Annotated in this window: 14 protein-coding genes and 1 pseudogene; 2 read left to right on the plus strand and 13 right to left on the minus strand. The window is 69.3% G+C overall.

The genetic code is table 11. From position 1 onward, the window contains the following. Positions 1-57: 57 nt before the first annotated feature. The 5 genes from HMPREF3121_RS03770 to obgE all read right to left on the minus strand — a co-directional run bounded on the left by HMPREF3121_RS03770 (position 58) and on the right by obgE (position 5266). Positions 58-1356 carry a glutamate-5-semialdehyde dehydrogenase gene (locus HMPREF3121_RS03770; protein ID WP_070520004.1) on the minus strand — a complete coding sequence of 433 codons (1299 nt, stop codon included), beginning with the start codon at positions 1354-1356 and terminating at the stop codon, positions 58-60. A gap of 81 nt (positions 1357-1437) precedes the next feature. Then, complete coding sequence (locus HMPREF3121_RS12575) at positions 1438-1614, minus strand: hypothetical protein (RefSeq protein WP_168161364.1); 177 nt, start codon at positions 1612-1614, stop codon at positions 1438-1440. Then, complete coding sequence (locus HMPREF3121_RS03775) at positions 1615-2361, minus strand: class E sortase (RefSeq protein WP_070520006.1); 747 nt, start codon at positions 2359-2361, stop codon at positions 1615-1617. A gap of 144 nt (positions 2362-2505) precedes the next feature. Next, positions 2506-3633: a glutamate 5-kinase gene (proB, locus tag HMPREF3121_RS03780; RefSeq protein WP_070520008.1), complete on the minus strand. Its 1128-nt coding sequence runs from the start codon at positions 3631-3633 to the stop codon at positions 2506-2508. 124 nt (positions 3634-3757) lie between these two features. After that, positions 3758-5266: a GTPase ObgE gene (gene obgE / locus HMPREF3121_RS03785; RefSeq protein ID WP_070520010.1), complete on the minus strand. Its 1509-nt coding sequence runs from the start codon at positions 5264-5266 to the stop codon at positions 3758-3760. A 407-nt stretch (positions 5267-5673) separates the two neighbouring features. Here obgE and HMPREF3121_RS03790 point away from each other — a divergent pair. Then, positions 5674-7512 (plus strand): annotated as a pseudogene (locus HMPREF3121_RS03790) (ATP-dependent DNA helicase RecQ); the annotation flags it as partial. An 815-nt stretch (positions 7513-8327) separates the two neighbouring features. Here HMPREF3121_RS03790 and rpmA read toward each other — a convergent pair. The 8 genes from rpmA to HMPREF3121_RS03830 form a co-directional block, all read right to left on the minus strand. After that, complete coding sequence (rpmA, locus tag HMPREF3121_RS03795) at positions 8328-8594, minus strand: 50S ribosomal protein L27 (RefSeq protein WP_070520012.1); 267 nt, start codon at positions 8592-8594, stop codon at positions 8328-8330. A gap of 34 nt (positions 8595-8628) precedes the next feature. Continuing rightward, a complete protein-coding gene (rplU, locus tag HMPREF3121_RS03800; RefSeq protein WP_035120585.1) occupies positions 8629-8937 on the minus strand; it encodes a 50S ribosomal protein L21 in 309 nt (102 codons plus the stop codon). A 285-nt stretch (positions 8938-9222) separates the two neighbouring features. Next, complete coding sequence (locus HMPREF3121_RS12335) at positions 9223-13371, minus strand: translation initiation factor IF-2 N-terminal domain-containing protein (protein ID WP_141742959.1); 4149 nt, start codon at positions 13369-13371, stop codon at positions 9223-9225. 384 nt (positions 13372-13755) lie between these two features. Beyond that, positions 13756-14166, minus strand: a complete 411-nt coding sequence (gene ndk, locus HMPREF3121_RS03810; RefSeq protein ID WP_035120523.1) for a nucleoside-diphosphate kinase — start codon at positions 14164-14166, stop codon at positions 13756-13758. Between the two features lie 57 nt (positions 14167-14223). Next, on the minus strand, positions 14224-14643 hold the full coding sequence (locus HMPREF3121_RS03815; RefSeq protein WP_070520050.1) for a DUF4233 domain-containing protein: 420 nt from the start codon (positions 14641-14643) through the stop codon (positions 14224-14226). A gap of 101 nt (positions 14644-14744) precedes the next feature. Next, positions 14745-16244 (minus strand): bifunctional tetrahydrofolate synthase/dihydrofolate synthase, encoded by a 1500-nt coding sequence (locus tag HMPREF3121_RS03820; RefSeq protein ID WP_210387247.1) that lies wholly within the window; start codon positions 16242-16244, stop codon positions 14745-14747. A 347-nt stretch (positions 16245-16591) separates the two neighbouring features. Further along, positions 16592-19336 carry a valine--tRNA ligase gene (locus HMPREF3121_RS03825; protein ID WP_070520016.1) on the minus strand — a complete coding sequence of 915 codons (2745 nt, stop codon included), beginning with the start codon at positions 19334-19336 and terminating at the stop codon, positions 16592-16594. Between the two features lie 162 nt (positions 19337-19498). After that, entirely contained in the window at positions 19499-20482 is a 984-nt protein-coding gene (locus tag HMPREF3121_RS03830) for a malate dehydrogenase (protein WP_070520018.1), read from the minus strand. A gap of 218 nt (positions 20483-20700) precedes the next feature. On the opposite strand from HMPREF3121_RS03830, the gene HMPREF3121_RS03835 reads away from it, so the two are divergent. Next, positions 20701-21492: a TetR/AcrR family transcriptional regulator gene (locus tag HMPREF3121_RS03835; RefSeq protein WP_070520020.1), complete on the plus strand. Its 792-nt coding sequence runs from the start codon at positions 20701-20703 to the stop codon at positions 21490-21492. Positions 21493-21616: the final 124 nt, after the last annotated feature.

Genomic DNA, 21616 nt, shown 5'->3' on the forward strand with positions numbered 1-21616 from the left:
GGCCCCGCCATTGGTGCGGGGCCCGGCGTCGTCAACGGGTGAAGCGTTACCGGCGAACTACGGGCGCGTGTGGCCGGTGCCGCGCAGGATCCACTTGGTCGATGTCAGCTCCGGCAGGGCCATCGGGCCGCGGGCGTGGAGTTTCTGGGTGGAGATGCCGATCTCCGCGCCCATGCCGAACTGCTCGCCGTCGGTGAAGGCGGTCGACGCGTTGACGTTGACGGTGGAGGCGTCGACGCGCTCGACGAACGTCTCGCAGGCGTTCCAGTCCTTCGCGGAAATCGCCTCGGTGTGGCCGGAGCCGTGTGCGTTGATGTGGTCGGCGGCGGCCTCCACGCCGTCGACGACCTTCGCCGCGATGTCGAAGGACAGGTACTCGTCGTTCCAGTCTGCGTCGGTGGCGGGGATGATCTCGCCCGCCCACGGCAGATTGTCGGCGTCGCCGTGGACCTTCACGTCGGCGTCGACCAGAGCGTCGAGGACCTTGCCGATCTTCTCCTCCCCAAGGGCGGAGTCCAGCAGCACGACCTCGGTGGCGTTGCACACCGAGCAGCGGCGGGTCTTGCCGTTGATCAGCAACGCGATGGCCTCGTCGACGTCGGCGGAACCGTCGATGTAAAGGTGGCAGTTGCCCGTACCGGTCTCGATGGCCGGCACCGTGGCGCGGGTGACCACGGCCTCGATGAGACCGGCGCCGCCACGCGGAATGACCACGTCGACCAAGCCGCGGGCGGTGATCAGGTCCTGGACCGAATCGTGGGTCTCGCACGGCAGCAGCTGCACCAGATCCTCGGGAGCTCCATCGGCGGCGAGCACGCCGCGCAGCACCTCCACCAGGGCGGTGTTGGAGTTCACGGCCGACTTCGACCCGCGCAGCAGGGCGACGTTGCCGGACTTCAGGGCCAGGCCGAAGGCGTCGACGGTGACGTTCGGACGGGCCTCGTACACCATGCCCATCACGCCCAGCGGCACGCGGACCTGCGACATCTTGATGCCGTTGGGCAACGTCGACCCGCGCAGCACCTCGCCCACCGGATCCTGCAAAGCGGCGACCTGGCGCAAACCGCCGGCGATTCCCCGGATGCGGTCGTCGTCAAGCTTCAGACGGTCGATGAGGGACTCCGCCAGGCCCCGCTCGCGACCGGCCTCGATGTCACGCTCGTTGGCCTCGAGGATCTTCTCGGCCTGCTCCACCAGCGCATCGGCGGCGGCCAGCAGAATCCGGTTCTTCCGCTCGGAGGTGTAACCCGCCAGCTCGTGGGAAACGGCCTTGGCGCGGCGGGCCTTGTCCAGCACTTCGTCGCGCTCGGCGGCGCGGGCGTCGGTCATGGTCTGGTCAGTGGTCGCGTCAGTCATGCGAACCAGTGTAGGGAATCCCCGGACGCCGCGGTCGGGGCACTGCAATCCGGGCGCGTGCATCCGGATGCCCCCCCGCAGTCAGGCCACGGCGACCCGGGCGCGTGCCACGGCGACGTCGGTCCACGGGGCGACCGACTCCACCCACGGAAACACCACCTCCATGAGCAGCAGGAACACGAACGCCAGAACCGCGAGAAGGAAGAGCAGCTTCAGCCACGCGGGGCCGGGAAGCGCACGCCACAAAGCCCGATACATTTACGCGGCTCCCTTCTGCTCGACGCCGGCCAACACACCGTGGACGATCAGGCGGTGCGTGTTCGACCACTGCGGATGACACGTGGTGAACGTCACCATGCTCGCCTCACCGTACGGGGCGATGACCTCCGTCTGGTTCGGATCGACGATGTGGCGGCCCGGCACGTCCGGCACGACGGTGCCCTCCGGCACGCAATCGAACGACTCTCCTCGCCCGGCCAGGCCGTCGACCGGCAGAACCTTGTAGCGGTACACCGCCGACTGGGTCTCCACGATGATGTCGTCGCACGTGCCCAACCGGTCGATATCGTCGAACGGGGCGCCGTTGCCGTCGCGGTGCGCGGCGAACGCGGCATTGCCCACCTGACCCGGCAGCGCAGTGCCCGGGTAATGGCCCGGACCGTTGGCGATGGTGGCCAGGTCGACTCCCTCGAAGGCCACGAACTCGTCGATGCCCGCCTTCTGCGCCGTCAAAAACGCCACCGGCGCACCGTGCGTGCCCCAGCCCTCGCCGTAACCGGCCATCGCCGGGTCGAGCGGCGCATCCGGCTCCCCCGGCGCGGCTCCCTCCCCTTCCGCGGCGACGCCGACCTCACCCCACTGCGAGCGGAGGTCATCGGTTGCCTGGGACTGCGCACGCCCCGTGGCCAGGCCCGTCCAATACAGCTGGTAGAAGACGAAAAGCGCGATGATCACGGCGAACGTGATCAACAATTCGCCCAGAACACCTGCGATGCGGGACACCATGCGTCCGATTATGCACCCCGAGCGCACCAACGAAGAAACCCGGACCCCGACGCAAAACCGGGGTCCGGGGCGGAAGGGCGTCGACCCCGACGTCGGAGGTGTCGGCCCGGAGGCCGGAGCCGTCGAGGCGGACGCTCGGGGCGGCTACGCCCGCGAGGCGTAGCCCGACAGGTAATCGGCGTGGATCACCGGCTTCTGCATGCCATCCGGCAGCTCGGCGGTGGTGCGGCCGATCATTTCGGAGAGCTCGTCGGAGTCGTAGGCCACCTCGCCGCGGCCGACGATCTCGCCGTTGGGCCCGACGATGTCCACGATGTCGCCCGCCGAGAACTCCCCGTCGATGCTGGTCAGGCCCACCGGCAGCAGGGAGCGGCGGTGCTCGGTGACGGCGGTGACCGCACCGGCGTCCAGGCGCAGCACGCCCGACGAATCCGCCGCGTAGAGAACCCAGAACTGCCACGCCGACAGGCGGTCCTCCTTCGGCGCGAAGGCGGTGCCCACGTCGGCCTGATCCAGCGCCGCGTCGATGTTCTCCGTCGACGTCAACAGCACCGGCACACCGCCACGGGACGCCAGACGCGCCGCCGACACCTTCGACGCCATGCCGCCGGTGCCCAGCTTGCCGCCATCGCCGGCGACGACGCCCTTGAGGTCATTGCCGCTCCACACCTCGGGCACGAACTGCGCACCCGGCTCGGAGGGGTTGCGGTCGTAGAGGCCGTCGACGTCGGAAAGCAACACGAGCGCATCGCAGAACGCCAGGTGCGACACCAGCGCAGCCAGACGGTCGTTGTCGCCGAAGCGCATCTCCGAGGTGGCCACCGTGTCGTTTTCGTTGACGATCGGAATGGCGTGCAGCTGGCGCAGACGATCGATGGTGCGCTGCGCGTTGCGGGCGCGGGGGCGGTTGCCGGCATCGGCCGACGTCAGCAGAACCTGCGCGGTGGTGCGGCCGAACCGGGCGAACGAACGGGACCATTCCTGTGCCAGACGCACCTGACCGACCGCCGCGGCGGCCTGTTTGGTCGCCAGGTCCGTCGGGCGCGACGACAGTCCCAGCGGCCCCATGCCCGACGCCACCGCACCGGAGGACACCAGGATCAGGTCACTTCCGGTGACCATGCGCTTTTCCAGGGCTTCGGCGATCTCGTCGATCTTCGCCGGGTCGGTGCGCCCGTCGGGACCGGTCAGTGAGGACGAGCCGATCTTCACCACAATCCTCTTCGCGTCGCGGATGCTGTCGCGGGTGGAGCTGGAGTAAGGCGGGTTCATGGGCCCTTTCGTTTCGTCGTCGGAACGGGGGATGTATGTGGACTGGAACTGGGGTCTGAGATCCGGGGGCTGTCCCGCTTGCCGACGATGAAGCCGGGGACGGGAGCAGCGGGATCGTCGGTGATTACTGGTAGCGCTCGCGGTCGGCCTGTTCGCCGTCGCCGTAGTCGAACTCGTCGATGAGGCCGCGGCGCACCTGCGAGGCACGCTTGCGTTCTTCGGCGGACACGCGGTCGTTGATCTCCAGGCGCTGGTCGGTGCCGCGCCCGGAGGGGACGAAGTCGTCGTGGCCGGCGGCGGTCTGCGGGTGCCACTCGAAGGTGATGTCGCCGATGGTCACCGGGCAGCCGGGGACGGCGCCGGCCTTGGCCAGGGCGTCCTCCACGCCCAGTTTGGCCAGCCGGTCGCCGAGGAAGCCGACGGCTTCGTCGTTTTCGAAATCGGTTTGGTGGATCCAACGCTGCGGCTTGCGGCCCAGCACGATGAAACCGTCCTGCACCTCCGGATCCCGCTCGATCTCGAAGTCCTGGGTGCGACCGCGGCGACCGACGGCCTTGGGCACGATGACGGCGGGCTTCTCGTCCTTCTTCGCCGGGTTTTCCGCGCGGTACTTTGCGACGGCTTCGGCCAGACCGTAGGTCAGCTCCTTGAGTCCGTCGCGGGTGGCGGTGGAGATGCCGTAGATCGGCCAGCCGAACTCCTCGAGCTCCTCGCGCATGAAGTCGGCCATCTCCTGGGCCTCGGGCACGTCGAGCTTGTTGAGCACGATCACCCGCGGACGCTCCGCGAGGTCGCCCAGTCCGACGTCGCCGGCCAGCGCGGACTGGTAGTTGGCCAGCTCGTGCTCCAGGGCCTTGATGTCGTCGACGGGGTTGCGGTCGGACTCGTACGTCGCGCAGTCGACCACGTGCGCCAGGACGGCGCAGCGCTCGATGTGGCGGAGGAAGTCCAGGCCCAGGCCACGGCCCTCGGAGGCACCCGGGATGAGGCCCGGCACGTCGGCGACGGTGAAGGACTCGTGGCCGACGTTGACCACGCCGAGGTTCGGCTGCAGCGTGGTGAACGGGTAGTCGCCGATCTTCGGCTTGGCCGCCGACAGCGCCGAGACCAGCGAGGACTTGCCCGCCGAAGGGAAACCGACCAGACCGACGTCGGCCATCGACTTCAGTTCGAGGACCAGGTCCTTCTGTTCGCCCGGTTCGCCGAGCAGGGCGAAACCGGGGGCACGACGCGACCTCGACGCCAACGCGGCGTTGCCCAGTCCGCCGTACCCTCCCTCTGCGGCGATGAAGCGGGTGCCCTTGCCGGTCAGGTCCGCGAGAACCTCACCGTCGGTGGTCATGACGACCGTGCCCTCGGGCACCTCCAGCACCAGATCCCGGCCGCGGGCGCCGTTGCGGTGATCGCCGGCGCCGGGACGGCCCTTCTCGGCCTTGATGTGCGGGTGGAAGTGGAAGTCCATCAGCGTGTGCACCTGGGGCGACACCTCGAAGATGATGTCGCCGCCGTGCCCGCCGTTGCCGCCGTCGGGACCGCCGAGGGGCTTGAACTTTTCGCGCAGCACGGAATTGCAGCCGTGGCCGCCGTCGCCCGCCTGCAGGTGCAGGACGACGCGATCGATGAACCGTGACATGGGGTCCTCATTCCTCGGGGTGCTGGGAACTGGGCCGGTGCCTGTGCCGTGTCCGACTGCTTCCGGCGGCCAAAGCGCATCCGATTTCGGGCACGCAAAAGCCGGGCCCGACTGATCGGACCTCCGCATGACCCTCGATTGTCGCACAATCGCGGCCCCAACCGGTATGTTCCGGGGCGGATGGTGAGAAGTTCAACGTCTCCTCCGCCGTGCGATGCGGGTCACTTCGTCGTCGCAAGTAGCCGTCACAGCAAGCGGGTCGCTCGTCGTCAAGCGCGTCGCGCGTCGCAAAGCCACGCCCGAAGGAGTGCGCGCGGGCGCCGGGAGGCGTTCGAACATCGGAAATCCGGGGGCCGTGCTTTAGTGGGGGCATGACGCGAAGTGGCGATGCGGCACAGTCCGATCCGATGGCCCCCGACGAGGCCGGGCACGCGCCCGCCACGCGGCGGGAAGCCGACGAGCTGCTGCAGGGGTTGGCCGGGCCGGGGACCTCGCTGCGCGACGACCAGTGGGTGGCCATCGACGGCCTGGTCAATCGGCGCGAACGGATGCTGGTTGTGCAGCGCACCGGTTGGGGCAAGTCGGCGGTGTACTTCATCGCGGCGAAACTGCTGCGGCGGCGCGGGCGCGGGGCCAGCGTGATCATCTCCCCGCTGTTGGCGCTGATGCGCAACCAGGTCGCCGCGGCACAGCGGGCCGGCATCGTCGCCGAGACCGTCAACAGCGCGAACATGACGGAATGGGACGACATCCAGCGGCGCGTGGCGGCCGGGCAGGTCGACGTGCTGCTGGTGTCGCCGGAGCGGCTGAACAATCCGCAGTTCCGCGACGACGTCCTGCCGTCGCTGGCGCAGACCGCGGGCATGGTCGTGGTCGATGAGGCGCACTGCATCTCCGACTGGGGCCACGACTTCCGGCCCGACTACCGGCGCATCCGCGATCTGCTCGCCGGTCTGGGCCCGGGGGTTCCCGTGTTGGCGACGACGGCGACGGCCAATGACCGCGTCGTCGAGGACGTGCGGGCGCAGCTGGGCGACGGCACCGGCGTGCTGCGCGGTGGACTGGATCGGGAATCGCTGCGGCTCAACGTCGTGCGGCTGCCCGACACGACGAAACGCCCCGCGTGGTTGGCGTCGCATCTGCGGCAGCTGCCGGGGTCGGGCATCATCTACTGCCTCACCGTCGCGGCGGCGGAGGATCTGGCCGAGGCGTTGATTGCGGCGGGGTACGACGTCGCCGCGTACACCGGCCGCACCGACGCCGCCGAGCGTGAACGGCTTGAAGCGGCGCTGCTGAACAACGAGGTCAAGGCGCTGGTGGCCACGTCGGCGTTGGGCATGGGCTTCGACAAACCGGACCTGGGATTCGTGGTGCACATGGGTGCGCCGGGGTCGCCGATCTCGTATTACCAGCAGATCGGCCGTGCCGGCCGCGGCACCGATCGGGCCGAGGTCGTGTTGCTGCCGGGCGCCGAAGACCGTGACATCTGGGAGTACTTCGCCTCCCTGTCGTTTCCGTCGGAGGACGTCGTGCGCATGCTTCTCGACGAGCTCGCCTCCTACGGAGACCAACCCGCATCGACGGCGCGGCTGGAAACCGCCGTGGACCTGTCGAGGTCGCGACTGGAGCAGGTGCTGAAGGTCCTCGACGTCGACGGCGCCGTGCGGCGAGTCCGGGGCGGGTGGATCGCCACCGGTGCGCCGTGGGAGTACGACACCGCCCGCTACGGCGGTTTGGCCGAGGCCCGCAAAGCCGAGCAGGAGGCGATGCTCGCCTACGAGCGACTCGGCGATGCTCCGGGCAGCAAGGTTGTCACGGACGAAGAGGGCACCCCGGACGGAGAGGGCGGAGATGGGTCGTCGTCACGCAACGGCGACCCCGACCCGGACGCCTGTCGCATGCTGTTCCTGCGCAGGCAACTCGACGACCCCACCGCCACCGGGCCCTGCGGACGCTGCGACAACTGCACCGGGCGGCACCTGTCCCCCGACATCGACGCGGAAGTCGACGACGTCGTGCGGGCACGGCTGACCGAACCCGGCGTGCGCATCCCCGCGCGGAAACAATGGCCGACCGGGCTCGACCGCCTCATGGCCGGTGGCGACGGACTCGGGCGCGCCGGTTCGACGCTCGGCGTGACCGGGCTGCGCGTGCCGCTGAAGGGCAAGATCGCCGGCGTCGGCGAAGGGCGCGCCATCGGGCGGCTCAACGACATCGCCCGCGGGCCGGCGCTGACCACGCTGCTCACCGACGCGTCGTGGCGCCCCGGCCCCGATTGGCGGAGCGACCGGGTGCTGCGCGACCTCGTCGACGTGCTCGCCGGGTGGGACTGGGAGGTGCGGCCCGACGCCGTCGTCGCGCTCGTCACCCACGACACCGTCGACCTGGACGCCCATGCGGCGGGATCCAGGGCGCCGGGGTCGACGGCCCCTGGAGCCGCGGGCGCGGACGATGCTGCCCTGGACGGGTCGGACTCCGATGGTGCCGCGGTGCATGGGTCGGGCCCCGATGGTGCCGCGCTGCATGGGTCGGCGCTCGACGAGATTGCCGTGGCCTGCGCGATCGCCATCTCCGACATCGGTCGCATGCGCTTCGGAGGCGTCCTGCCGGTGCGCGACGGATCCCGCCCCGTGGAGGCCCAGAACTCCGCGTACCGAGTCGCCGGCCTCGCCGACCGGTGGGACTGGACCGCCATCTCCGATCTCGAGCTGGGCAACGGGCCGATCCTGCTGGTCACCGACTGCATCGACACCGGATGGTCGATCACCCTCACCGCCGCCGCGCTCGCTTCCGCCACCGGCCGCGACGTCCTCCCGCTGGCCCTGGCCTCCCGCGGATAGGCGGCGCCGGGCGCTTTCGCCATTGGGCTCAGGGGCGGCCGTCGCAAAGCCCCCACCACACCGACGAATGTGCGCCACCTGCCCTCCCACGCACACTCGTCAAATGTGCAGCCCTCCCCGGAACCCCAGGACGCGCAAAAGCGCCGCACCTTCCAACGGAAAGTGCGGCGCCTTCGACGTCGATGCCACCCGCGCGGAACGGGAGGGGCGAACCGGGAGACTTACGCCTCGGCGGCCTCGGCCTCGACGATGCTGACGGTGCGCTTGTTGCGCTTGGTGCCGAACTGGACGGCGCCGGCCTTCAGGGCGAAGAGCGTGTCATCGCCGCCACGGCCAACGTTCTCACCGGGGTGGAACGAGGTGCCGCGCTGACGGACCAGGATCTCGCCGGCCTTGACCTGCTGGCCGCCGAAACGCTTCACGCCGAGGCGCTTGGCCTCGGAGTCGCGGCCGTTGCTGGTGCTGGATGCACCCTTCTTGGAAGCCATGATTCCTCCTTCAGGAAAAGCTTGTTTCGGTGGCTTACTTGGAAACGCCGGTGATCTTCAGGACCGTCAGCTGCTGACGGTGGCCGAAGCGACGCTTGTAGCCGGTCTTGTTCTTGTAGTGCATGCCGCGGATCTTCGGGCCCTTGGCGGCCTCGACGATCTCGGCGTTGACGGTGATCTTGGCAAGCTTCTCGGCGTCGGAGGTGACGTCGGCGCCGTCGACGAGCAGAACCGGGGTGAGAGCCACGGTGGAACCCGGCTCACCCTCGATCTTCTCGACCTTGACGAGGTCACCTTCGGCAACCTTGTACTGCTTGCCGCCGGTCTTGACGATCGCGTACATAGGAGGGCTACCCCTTTTTCGTTTACTCGACTCGAGAGACGAACGCCCCTCGACATGGACAGTTTCTTCTGCGTTCGGAGGCGGCCTCATGGCTCGTCGTCGCGGGTTTCCGCTCGCTCCCGGCACGGGCTCGATTCGGGCACGCCCGATACGCCTCTGAACAGCGACTGGTCAAGAGTAGCGAATCGCCCCGGTAAATGACAAACCGCCTTCCGCCGCCCCCGCCCCGCGGTGGTGGTCGCGGGGTGGGGTCGGCGTCGGGAGGTGGCCGGGTGGCCGGGCGGGTCAGCCGCGTGCGGTGCGGCGGACGACGCGTCGGCGACCGCGGCGGGCCTTGTTGCCGGTGCCGTCCTGCTTTGCGACGCCGGCCTTCTCCCCCGCGGCCTCGTTGCCGGAAGAGGTCGCCTTCTTGTCGGCGGTCCTCTTCGGCGCCTTGGCCTTGGGGGCGTCGGCGGCGGCATCGGCCGGGGCGCCGGCGGCGGTGCGGCGGACGACGCGTCGGCGGCCACGGCGGCGGGCCGGACGGTTCGAACCGGTGGCCTCGTCCTTGCCCTTGGCGCCCTCGTTGTTCGCGGACTTTTGGCTCGAGCGCCCGGCGCCCGACCCCTTGTTGTCCGACCCCTTGGTGTCCGACCCCTTCTTGTCCGAGGCCTTCTTGTCCGCCGACTTGCCCTTCTTGTCGTTCGAGGACTTGTCGTTCGAACCCTTGCCCTTCGAGCTCTTGGTCTCCGAGCCCTTGGCCTTCGAATCCTCGTTGCCGGAAGACTTCCGGTTCGAGCCCTTGCGGCCCGAGCTCTTGGCGTCCGAGCCCTTGGTCTTCGAGCCCTTGCCCTTCGAGCCCTCATCGTCCGAGCCCTTGCCGGCACCCTTTGCGTCGGCCGTGGCCGCGTCCCGGCCGGCGTCGACGCCGAAATCTTCCGGCTTGGGCGCATGGTCGGAACGGGAACGCCCACGCGTCGGGCGGTTGCGGCGCGGCGACTTCTCGAACGCCTCCAGCGCCTCCTCGTAGGTCTGCGGTTCGGCCGGGGCATCGTCCGCACCGCGCTTCGGCCTGGAGTCGACGGACACGGTGCGCTCCGGGGTCTCGGAGACGTCGGTGGTCGCCTTCTTCGCCGACGCCCGCCCGGTGCGCTCCGCCCGGCCGTCCTGCTGACCACCCTTGGTCTGCTCACCCTTGGCCTGACCGCCCTGCGACTGATCGCCCTGCGCCTGCTGCGCGGCATGCACCACGCGGCGGCGACGGCGACGACGCGTCGACCGGGACACGTAGCGGTCGTCCGACGGCTCATCCGGATCCTTGTCCCGCGCCTCGGCGACGGCGTCGGCCGCCAGGCGAGCCAGGGCATCGCCGTCGTCGGTGCGCTCATCACGCTTGTCGCGCTTGTCGCGGTCGTCGCGGGATGCTTCACGACGAGTCGTCTTCGCGTCATCCGCCCCCGACTCGTCGGCACCCCGACCCTCTTCGGCGGCACCGCGACCGCGGGACGACGAACGACGACCACGGCGACGGCGACGCGGCGGACGCGACTCCTCCGACTCGGCGCGCGTCACCGACTCGTCGACGGCCCGCTCCTCCTCGGACATCTCCTCGGCCCGATCCTCGGTCTGGTCGTCACGGCGGTCGTCACGGCGACCATCACGCTGGTCACCGCTCTGGTCATCGTTCCGACCGTCACGGCCCTGCTCCGGCCCCTGGCCCGAACCACCGCGACGGGAACCACGACGACGACCACGGCGACGACCCGAACCGCCGTCCCGCTCCCGATCGCCGGACGACGAACCACGCGAGCCGTCGTCAAGCTGCTCTTCCTGCACGGCATCGTCGGAATCCTTCTCGGAAACCTCGGCCCGCTCATCCTTGGCGTCCTTGCGGTGCATCGCCTCCGCCGCCGGATGCTTACCCGGAGGCTGATTGCGGCGACCGCGACGACGACCCCGCTGCTGCTCCTGTTCATGATCGACCGGATCGACATGAATGATCAGGCCACGGCCATTGCACGCCTCGCACGTCGTGGAAAACGTCTCCAACAGTCCGGTGCCCAGGCGCTTGCGGGTCATCTGCACCAGACCCAGCGACGTCACCTCCGACACCTCATGACGCGTGCGGTCCCGGCCCAACGCCTCCTTCAAACGACGCAGCACCAGGTCCTGGTTCTCCGGCAACACCATGTCGATGAAGTCGACGACGATCATGCCGCCGAGATCGCGCAGCCGCATCTGGCGGACGATCTCCTCCGCCGCCTCCAGATTGTTGCGGGTGACCGTCTCCTCGAGGTTGCCGCCGGCACCGGTGAACTTGCCGGTGTTGACGTCGATGACGGTCATCGCCTCGGTGCGCTCGATGATCAGCGTGCCGCCCGACGGCAGCCACACCTTCCGGTCCAGCGCCTTCGCCAGCTGCTCGTCGATGCGGTGATGCGCGAACACGTCCTCGCCGCCGTGCTGCTCGGCGTGGTAGCGCTGCAGACGATCCGACAGATCCGGGGCGACTTCGTCGACGTAGGAACGCACGACGCCCCACGCCTTGTCGCCCTCGACGACCAGGCGCGAGAAATCCTCGTTGAACAGGTCGCGGACGACCTTGATCAGCATGTCGGGCTCTTCGTACATGGTCACCGGCTTGGCGCCCTTGCGGCTCTTCGCCTCCGCAGTGCGCTTGTCGATGTCCCGCCACAGCCCCTCGAGACGATTGACGTCGGCGGCGATGGCCTCCTTGGTCACGCCCTCCGCGGCGGTGCGGATGATCGTGCCCGACCCCTGCGGCGTGACCTCCTTGAGAATCTCCTTCAGGCGCTTGCGCTCCGGCTCCGGCAGCTTGCGGGAAATGCCCGCGCTGTGGCCGCCCGGCACGTACACCAGGAAACGGCCGGCCAGGGAAATCTGCATGGACAGGCGGGCGCCCTTGTGGCCCACCGGGTCCTTGGTCACCTGCACCAGCACCTGGTCGCCGGCCTTGAGCGCGTGCTCGATGCGCCGCGACCGGCCGGAGGCGCCGAACGAACGCCAATTGACGTCCGCCGAGTACAGCACGCCGTTGCGGTCGGTGCCGATGTCGATGAACGCCGCCTCCATGCTGGGCAGCACGTTCTGCACGCGGCCGAGGTAAATGTCGCCGATGATCGACGTCTGCGTGTCCGAGGTGACGAAATGCTCGACGAGCAGATCGTCCTCCAGCACGCCGACCTGCGTGACCATGCCGTCGCCGTCGTGGCGGCGGCGTTCGCGCACCACCATCGTGCGCTCGACGGATTCGCGGCGGGCGAGGAATTCGGCCTCCGAGATGACGTGGCGCTTGCGGGATTCGGCGCGGCGATCGGCGCGACGGCGGCGCTGGGCCTCCAGTCGCGTCGAGCCCTTGATCGCCACCGGTTCGTCGACGACCGGCACCTCCGGCTCCGCATTGTCGTCCCGCTCGCCGCGGCGTGCGTTGTCCTGCTTGGCGACGCCCGCGTCACGGCCCTTCGCCGACTCGGAATCTGCGCCCGAGGAGTCCCGGCCGCCCGACGAATCACCGTCGGACGAGTCGCCGCCGGACGAACCCTGGCCGCCCCGACCGCGGCCACGGCCACGGCCACGGCGACGGCGGCGAGGGCGGGGCTCGCGACGGTTGGCATCATCGCCGGAATCAGCGTCGGTGGAGTCGGTGGAGTCGGCGCGATCGGCGTCGCCCGACTCGTCGGCGGCGTTGCCGGTCGCATCGGCGTCGGCCCCGGACGAGGAGTCCGTCGAATCGTCGGAGATGACCTCGATCGGCTCGGGCGCCATGAACACCGGAACGGCGAACGCCGGCTCCGCCGGCGGCGGGGTCACCGGCGGGACGATCTCCACGAGGTGATCGTCCTCCGGGGTCGACGGCTCGGCGGCCGCGGGCTCGGTGAAAGCCGGCTCCGCAGTCACGGGCTCAACGGTCGCGGACTCGGCGGGCGCGGACTCGGCGGGAGCACCCGCGACGATGGTCTCCTCGACCTCGACCTCATCGGCCTTCTTCGCGGGCGCAGCCGGCTTGGACGCGGCGCGCTTGGCGGTGCGGCGGGAACGCGAACGACGGGTGGCCTTCTTCGGCGCCTCCTCGGCGGCGGCGTTCTGCTCGGTCTCGTTCGGGGCGGACGCGTCGGCCTCGGGCTCGGCCTTCTCCGCGGCCTTGGCAGCCGTCTTCTTGGTCGCCTTCTTCGCTGTCTTCTTGGCGGTCTTCCTCGAAGCCTTCCGGGCGGCCTTCTTCGCGGCGGGCTTCTCCTCGGCCTTCTCGGCGGCCGACTCCCCCGACCGGCCGTCGTCAAGCGAACCCGAACCGGCCACCGCATCCAGGAAACGATTCCGATCCTCGGCCCCCACCGACGACGACGCCGACGTCACCACGACGCCCAACTCCGCCAGGGCGGCGATCACTTCCTTCGACGTGACGCCCACGGCCTTCGCCAAGGCATGCACGCGCATCCTCTCCGGCGCCGACCCACGATCGAAATCACGGGCACTCGACACGGTGTTATCGCTGAAATCCAGCACGATATGCGGTTCTCCTCAAGCCGCCCGGCCCACGCGCCGACCAGCGCACGCAAGCGCCGATCCGGGGGCCGCCAAAGACGGCGATCGTCGTTTTATCCAAGTTCTGTCGTCGTGCACGGCGTTCTGCGGTCAACGTCGTCACAGTAAATCGCGGAGCGAACGCGGCACACGCCCGCCATTGTCTCACACACGCCCCCTCCCCGCCGCCACACGCACGCCCCGGACACGCGAAAACCGGCTCCCCGCACGAAAAAAGCGGGAAGCCGGTGGAAAAACGAGCCGCCGGGAAAGGCCCGGCCGATTCCGGAACCGGACCTACAGGTTCGGGAACCAGATGCCGATCTCGCGCTCGGCGGACTCCGGCGAATCGGAACCGTGGACGATGTTCTCCGACACCTCGAGGGCGAAGTCACCGCGGATCGAACCCGGGGTGGCGGCCTCGACCGGGTTGGTGCCGCCGGCCAGCTGGCGCCACGCGGCAATCGCGTTCGGCCCCTCGACCACGCCGGCGACCAGCGGGGCGGAGGTGATGAAGTCGACGAGCTCGCCGTAGAACGGGCGCTCCTTGTGCTCGGCGTAGTGCTCCTCGGCAACGGCCTTGTCGGCGACGCGCAGGTCCATGGCCACCAGCTTCAGGCCCTTGCGCTCGATGCGGGAGATAACCTCGCCGACGAGGCCACGGCGGACGCCGTCGGGCTTGATCAGAATCAGAGTGCGTTCGGTCATGCGCAGCATCCTACTTCCCCGGCGCCACGCACGGCCACCGGGGATGCGTGGCGCACGTCACATGTGCTGCGTGGTCAGCAGCCCACGCTCCATGCGGTCGAGGAGGTTCTTGCGCAGATGCAGGATGTACGCCCACACCAGCGCGAAGAAGACGCCCACGAAACCCATCGACCAGTGCGCCACGATCGCCAGCACGCCGAACACCTGCAGCACGATGTTCGCCTGCAGCGCCCACGGCTGCTTCTGCAAAAACGCCATGGCCACCATCGCCAGGCCCAGCAGCGTGATGTACCAGATGGCGAAGGTCGTGCCGAACAGCCCGCCGCCGTCGACGCGCGCCACGACGGTCAACCCCAACAACACCGAAATCGCCTGCATGATCAGGGTGCCGGCCATGACGCCGCGCAGACCCTTCATCGGGTCCTTCTCCGGGGCGTGGCCGGCGCCGAGCGGTCCGTACTTGCCGCCGTCGGACAGGTCGCGCCCCTCGCGGTAGGCACGCAATTCCTCCGCGGACGCGTCCGCGTGACGACGGCCCGCCTCATCGCCGCCCGGGCGGGAGGTGGATCGATCCTCGGTCATTGGGGGTCCTTTCCGAAAAGCGTGCGGGCCTCGCCTGCGGTGACCACCGAACCGGTGACCACCACACCCGAGCCGCTGACGATGCCGTCGCCGGAGTCGGTCTCCTCCGCCAGGGCGATGGCCAGCTCGATGGCCGACGGCAACGTGTCGATGCGGTGAATGCGTTCCTCGCCGAAGACCTGTTCCGCCAGCTCGGCGAGGTCGTCGACGTGCAGGGCGCGCGGCGAGGCGTTCTGCGTCACCACGAGCTCCTCGACGTAGGGTTCGAGCTCCTCGAGGATGCCGCGGGCGTCCTTGTCGCCGAGCACCGCGACGACGCCGACGACCTTGCGGAACTCGAACTCCGCCGTCAGCGCCTCGCGCAGCGCCCGGGTCCCGTGGGGGTTGTGGGCGGCGTCGATGAACACCGTCGGCGCCGACCGGACGCGCTCCAGGCGGCCCGGGGAGGCCACCGTGGCGAATCCCTCGCGCACGGCGTCGATGCTCAGCGGCCGGCCCGGCCCCGCACCGAAGAACGCCTCGACGGCCGCGAGCGCGGTCGCCGCGTTGCGGGCCTGGTGCGGGCCGTGCAACGGCAGATGGATGTCCTCGTACTCGCCGGCCAACCCGCGCAGCGTCAGGTTCTGCCCGCCGACGGCCAGGGTGTGGGCGATGACGCCGTACTCGGAACCGGCGCGGGCCACCGCCGCGTCGCATTCGACGGCGCGGGTGAGCAGCACCTCCATGGCCTCCGTCTCCTGCTCGGCGATGATCGCAACGTTGTCCGGCGGAGCCAGCAAATCCTCGGCGTTCCAGCGGGACTTGATGATGCCCGCCTTCTCCCCCGCGATCTCCGTCAACGTGTCGCCCAGGTAATCGGTGTGGTCGCGCCCGACCGGACACACCACGGCGACGTCGGCATCGGCGACGTTGGTCGCGTCCCACGTGCCGCCCATCCCGACCTCCACCACCGCGACATCGACCGGAGCGTCGGCGAACGCGGCGAAGGCCATCGCCGTGAGCACCTCGAACTTCGACATGCGCGGGCCTCCCTCGGCCTCCGACGCCGCGTCGACCATCTCGACGTAGGGCTCGATCTCGCGCCAGACCCGCACGTAATCGCGCGGGTGCAGCGGCACGCCGTCGACCGCGATGCGCTCGGTGACCAACTGCAGGTGCGGGCTGGTGGTGCGGCCGGTGCGGCGGCCCAACGCGCGGACCAGCGACTCGATCATGCGCACCGTCGACGTCTTGCCGTTGGTGCCGGCGACGTGGATGACCGGCGCCGACCGCTCGGGGTGGCCGAGCAGGTCCATGAGCTTTTCTACGCGCTCCAGCGACGGGTCGATCTTCGTCTCCGGCCAGCGGGTGTCCAGCTCGGCCTCCACGGCCGCCAGTTCGGCGAGATCCTCCCGGGTGATCTCCCTCGACTCCGGGGCGTTGACCGGCTGGTCGACGTCGACGGGCAGGCTCAGGCCGCCCTCGTCCATCGACACCGCGCCGAACCGGCCCAGCATGTCGACGTCCGCACCACCGTCGCGCGCGGCCTCCGCGGCCATCACCGCGTCGGACACCGGCGAAGAGTCATCCGCACCATCCGCGTCACCGGATTCAGCGGAGCCGTCGTCGGGTCGACCCGAGTATTCGCCCGACGCCTCGCCCCTCAGGGACGCGGCCAACTCGCGGGGCTCGGTGTCCTCCACGATCTGCGCCGTCGCCGGGTCGAACCCGTCGTCGTCGGAAAGCTCCAGCGGTTCGCCGGAACCGGCCCCGACCTGCCCCGCACCGGGATCGGCCGGCGCGAGATCATCGAGGATCAGACGGATCTCGTCGTCGCCCCGGCGGTCGTCGTCCTTGTTGCCCGTCATGCCTTCGGCAGCCCCTCCAGCCGGGCGGTGATGCGCTCGATCTCCTCGCGCGCGACCTGGTTGCGGGTGCGGATCTTGTCCACGACCGCCTCCGGAGCCTTCGCCAGGAAGGACTCGTTGCCCAGCTTCTTCTCGGTGCCCGCCAGCTCCTTCTCCGCCACGGCAAGGTCCTTCTCCAGGCGCTTGCGCTCGGCGGCGACGTCGACGGTGCCGGACGTGTCCAGCTCGACGGTGACCGTCGCCGTCGACAGGCGCACCTCGATGGACGCGGTGGCGGTGAAGCCCTCCTCCGGCGTCTCCAGTCGGGCCAGCGACCGGACGATGCCCTCCTGCGCGGACAGGTCCGCGGCGGCCGCGTCGAACCGGGCGGGCACGCGCTGCGACGGCTTGACGCCCTGGTCCGAGCGGAAGCGGCGCACCTCGGTGACCAGCTTCTGCGCGTCGTTGATGCGGCGGGCGGCATCGGCGTCGACGTCGGCGCCACCGTTGGCCTCGCCGGCGGTCGGCCAGGAAGCGATGACCAGCGACTCGGGCGTGCCCTCGTCACCGTCGGTCAGGGCCTTCCACAGCACCTCCGTGACGAACGGGATCGTCGGGTGCAGCAGACGCAGCAGCACGTCGAGCACGTGACCCAGCACCTGGCGGGTCGACTCGGAACGGGCGGCCTGCTCGGCCGTCGGCTCCTCGCCCTCCGCCAAACGCGGGAAGTCCACCTTGGACATCTCCAGGTACCAGTCGCAGAACTCGTCCCACGCGAAGTGGTACAGCGCCTCGTTGGCCTTGGCGAACTCGTACTTGTCCAGCGCCTCGTCGACCTCGGCGCGGACCTGCTCCAGGCGGTCCAGGATCCACCGGTCGGTGTCGGTCAGCGTCTCGCGGGCCGGCAGCTCGCCGACGTGCGCGCCGTTCATCAGCGCAAAGCGCGTCGCGTTGAACAGCTTCGTGGCGAAATTGCGGGAGCTCTGCGCCGAATCCTCACCGACCGGCAGGTCCGAGCCCGGATTCGCGCCGCGGGCCAGCGTGAACCGCAGCGCGTCGGCGCCGTAGTCGCGCACCCAATCCAGCGGGTCGATGCCGTTGCCCAGCGACTTGGACATCTTGCGGCCCTGCTCGTCGCGCACCAGCCCGTGCAGGAACACGTCGGTGAACGGGATCTGCGGGCGACCGTCGACGCCCTCGCCCAACGGCGAGTTCGGCAGGGTGGCCGCGAAGGTCGAGAACATCATCATGCGCGCGACCCAGAAGAACAGGATGTCGTAGCCGGTCACCAGCACCGAGGTCGGGTAGAACTTGGCCAGCTCCGGGGTGGCCTCCGGCCAGCCCATCGTGGAAAACGGCCACAGCGCCGACGAGAACCACGTGTCCAGCACGTCGGGGTCCTGGTGCCAGCCCTCGCCCGTCGGAGCCTCGTCATCCGGCCCGACGCAGACGATCTCGCCGTCCGGCCCGTACCAAATCGGAATGCGGTGGCCCCACCACAGCTGACGGGAGATGCACCAGTCGTGCATGTCGTCGACCCAATCGAACCAGCGCGGCTCCTGCGACGCCGGGTGGATGGCGGTGTCGCCGCGGCGGATCGCATCGCCGGACATCTCGGCCAGCTTGTCGACCTTGACCCACCACTGCTCCGACAGGCGCGGCTCGATGACCTCGCCCGAACGCTCCGAGTGGCCCACGGAGTGGACGTAGGGGCGGACCTCCTTGACGATGCGCCCCTGCTCCCGCAGCGCCTCGGTCACCGCGGCGCGCGCCTCGAAACGATCCATGCCGTCGAAACGCGTGCCGGTGCCGGTGATCGCGCCGGTTTTGTCGATGACCTCCGGCATGTCCAGGTCGTGCCGCTGGCCCATGGCGAAGTCGTTGGGGTCGTGCGCCGGGGTGATCTTCACCGCACCGGTGCCGAACTCCGGGTCGACGTAATCGTCGGCGATGACCTGCAGCGTCAGATCGTCGCGGAACGGGTGCGGCAGCGTCGTGCCCACCAGGGCGGTGTACCGCTCGTCATCCGGGTGCACCGCCACCGCGACGTCGCCGAGCATCGTCTCCACGCGGGTCGTCGCCACGACGATCGACTGGTCGCCGTCGCCGTAGCGGAACGACACCAGCTCGCCGTCGCGATCCTCGTACTTGACCTCGATGTCGGAAATCGCGGTCTGCAGCACCGGCGACCAGTTGACCATCCGCTTGGCACGGTAAATCAGGCCCTGGTCGAACAGCTCCTTGAAAATGGTCTGCACCGCACGCGACAGCCCCTCGTCGAGGGTGAACCGCTCGCGCGACCAGTCGACGGAATCGCCGATCTGGCGCATCTGGCCGCCGATCTTGCCGCCGTATTCCCGCTTCCACTCCCAGACGCGCTCGATGAACTCCTCGCGCCCGTAGTCGAACCGGTCCTTGCCCTCGGTCTCCTTCAGCTGCGCCTCGACCTTGGTCTGCGTGGCGATGCCCGCATGGTCCATGCCCGGCAGCCACAGCACCTCGTAGCCCTGCATCCGCTTGCGGCGGGCCAGGGCGTCCATCAGCGTGTGGTCGAGCGCATGGCCCATGTGCAGCTGGCCCGTCACGTTCGGCGGCGGCAGCACGATGGAATACGCCGGCTTGTCGCTGGTGGCGTCGGCGGTGAAGTACCCGGCATCCACCCAGCCCTGGTAGAGATCCGCCTCCACCTCGGAGGGGTTCCACGACTTCGGCAGATTGTCGGCGCGGTTCGGAAGATTCTCGGCGTTGGTCACGTCGGACAGTCTAGAGGGTCGCCCGGATCCCGCCGCCCACCACGTCCTGCCCGGTCACCTGGAAAAGCAGACGGGGCGTCGCAAAGCAGCATTGCTTTACGACGCCCCACGCGGCACCAGTCCGGCCCGGGCCCTACCCGAGCCCGCCGGACGCGGCCCTGCTCAACCCCCCTAGGGCAGCAGGTCGGCCACCGCATCACGCTCGGCACGCAGCTCCGCCACATTGGCGTCGATGCGGGCGCGCTGGTAGTCGGAAATCTCCAGGCCCTGGACGATCTCCCACTTGCCGTCGACGGAACGACACGGCATGCCGGCCACCAGGCCCTCGTCGATGCCGTAGGAACCATCCGACGGCAGCGCCACCGACACCCAGTCGTCGCCCGGAACGCCCTGCACCCAGTCACGCATGTGATCGATGGCCGCCGCCGCAGCCGACGCCGCCGACGACGAACCGCGGACCTCGATGATCTCCGCGCCGCGCTTGGCCACGCGCGGAATGAAATCGTCGTCCAGCCAGGACTGCTCGACCAGATCCGACACCTTCTCCCCGCCGACCGTGGCGTAGGACACGTCCGGGAACTGCGTCGCAGAGTGGTTGCCCCACACGACGACCTTCTCGAAATCGCTCACCGTACGGTCCAGCTTGCCGGCCAGCTGCGACAGGGCGCGGCTGTGATCCAGGCGCATCATCGCCGTGAAACGGTCCGACGGGATGTCCTTCGCGTGCTCGTTGGCGATGAGCGTGTTGGTGTTGGCCGGGTTGCCCACGACCAGAACGCGGATGTCATCCGCCGCATGATCGTTGAGGGCCTGCCCCTGCGGGCCGAAGATCTTGCCGTTGGCCGACAGCAGCGCCGAACGCTCCTCGCCCTTGCCGCGCGGCTTCGCGCCGACCAGGAACGCCGCATTGGCGCCATCGAACGCCTTGTTCGGGTCATCGGTGATGTTGATGCCGCGCAGAAGCGGGAAAGCGGAGTCCTGAAGCTCCATCGCCACACCCTCGGTCGCGCCCAGCGCAGCCGGGATCTCGAGGAGGCTCAGCTCCACCGGGACGTCATAACCGAACACGTCGCCGTGGGCCAGACGAAACAGCAGAGAGTACGAAATCTGACCGGCGGCGCCGGTGACGGCGACCTTCACGGGGGAAACGCTCACGGTGGTCCTTTCCTTGGATTCTGTTACGCGCTCAACGATATAGCCGGTTCGCCCGATGCGCAGATGGGGGAGGACACGGTCGGCGCGTGACGAATCTGGATAGCATGAAACGGATGGTGCCCGGCACTTCACTTTTTCACGGCCGAACGCCGTGCAGAACGGGCATATCACCCCCGATCACCGACGGGGCACCACCCGAAAATGCGGAAAGGCAACACATGAAGGCCTCAGGGAGCAGCGACGCAGTCCCCCACGCCGTCCTCGAGGCGGCTCTCGGCGAGTTCACCGCCAAGGGGTACGCCGACGCGCGCCTCGACGCCATTTCGTCGTCGTCCGGCGTCTCCAAGCGCATGCTGCACTACCACTGCGGCGACAAAATGGGCCTCTACCGCACGACCATGCACTACGTGCTCAGCTTGCTGCGCCCCGACCCCGAGGCGCTGCGCATCGACTCCGAGGTCCCCGTCGACGTCCTCCGCCACGTCGTCGGCGTCATCTTCGACCGCTTCGCCGACAACCCGTCGGCGGTGCGCTTCATCGCCCAGGAGAACATGCACCCCATCCTCCCACTGGAGGAATCCTCCGCCCTGGCCGAACAGTCCCCCATCGTCCTCGAGTTCGACCGCGTGCTGCTGCTCGGCCGCGACTACGGTGCCTTCCGCACCGACGTCTCCGCCCTGGACATCTATTACATCGTCGCGTCGATGGCCCAGTTCCCCACCCTCAACGAGCGCACCTTCCGCAACCTCTACAGCCTCGAACTCACCTCCGAGACGCTCATCGACCGTCTCCGCGAAATGGCCCGCGACGCCGTCACCGGGTTCCTCACCGCCTCGACGACCTGGCAGCACGGCAACTCCTACGTGACCACCACCCCGCGGCGGAAGGTCGTCGAGCCCCGCCTCGTCGACGAGGTCTACGCCGACGAGTCCCCCGCCCTCCTCGACGACCGCGCCGACGGCGACGTGGCGCCGACGTTCACGGACATGTACGACGACGGCGACGAGTAGCTTTCGAGACGACGGCCCGGCCCCACACGAACGGGGCCGGGCCGTTCTCTCTTTCGCCGCCGACGAACTTGCGGTTCGTGCCTCTGCTTCGGTTCTTCGCTTGACGACGATGGGACCGGGACGT

It is taken from the genome of Corynebacterium sp. HMSC11E11, assembly GCF_001807025.1.
GTDB lineage: Bacteria > Actinomycetota > Actinomycetes > Mycobacteriales > Mycobacteriaceae > Corynebacterium > Corynebacterium freneyi.

Coding starts and splice junctions, on each gene's coding strand:
- HMPREF3121_RS12335 (WP_141742959.1), bottom strand. CDS start 13,371: ATGCGCGTGCATGCCTTGGCGAAGGCCGTGGGCGTCACGTCGAAGGAA.
- HMPREF3121_RS12575 (WP_168161364.1), bottom strand. CDS start 1,614: ATGTATCGGGCTTTGTGGCGTGCGCTTCCCGGCCCCGCGTGGCTGAAG.
- HMPREF3121_RS03820 (WP_210387247.1), bottom strand. CDS start 16,244: ATGCTGGGCCGGTTCGGCGCGGTGTCGATGGACGAGGGCGGCCTGAGC.
- ndk (WP_035120523.1), bottom strand. CDS start 14,166: ATGACCGAACGCACTCTGATTCTGATCAAGCCCGACGGCGTCCGCCGT.
- proB (WP_070520008.1), bottom strand. CDS start 3,633: ATGAACCCGCCTTACTCCAGCTCCACCCGCGACAGCATCCGCGACGCG.
- HMPREF3121_RS03835 (WP_070520020.1), top strand. CDS start 20,701: ATGAAGGCCTCAGGGAGCAGCGACGCAGTCCCCCACGCCGTCCTCGAG.
- rplU (WP_035120585.1), bottom strand. CDS start 8,937: ATGTACGCGATCGTCAAGACCGGCGGCAAGCAGTACAAGGTTGCCGAA.
- HMPREF3121_RS03775 (WP_070520006.1), bottom strand. CDS start 2,361: ATGGTGTCCCGCATCGCAGGTGTTCTGGGCGAATTGTTGATCACGTTC.
- obgE (WP_070520010.1), bottom strand. CDS start 5,266: ATGTCACGGTTCATCGATCGCGTCGTCCTGCACCTGCAGGCGGGCGAC.
- HMPREF3121_RS03770 (WP_070520004.1), bottom strand. CDS start 1,356: ATGACTGACGCGACCACTGACCAGACCATGACCGACGCCCGCGCCGCC.
- rpmA (WP_070520012.1), bottom strand. CDS start 8,594: ATGGCTTCCAAGAAGGGTGCATCCAGCACCAGCAACGGCCGCGACTCC.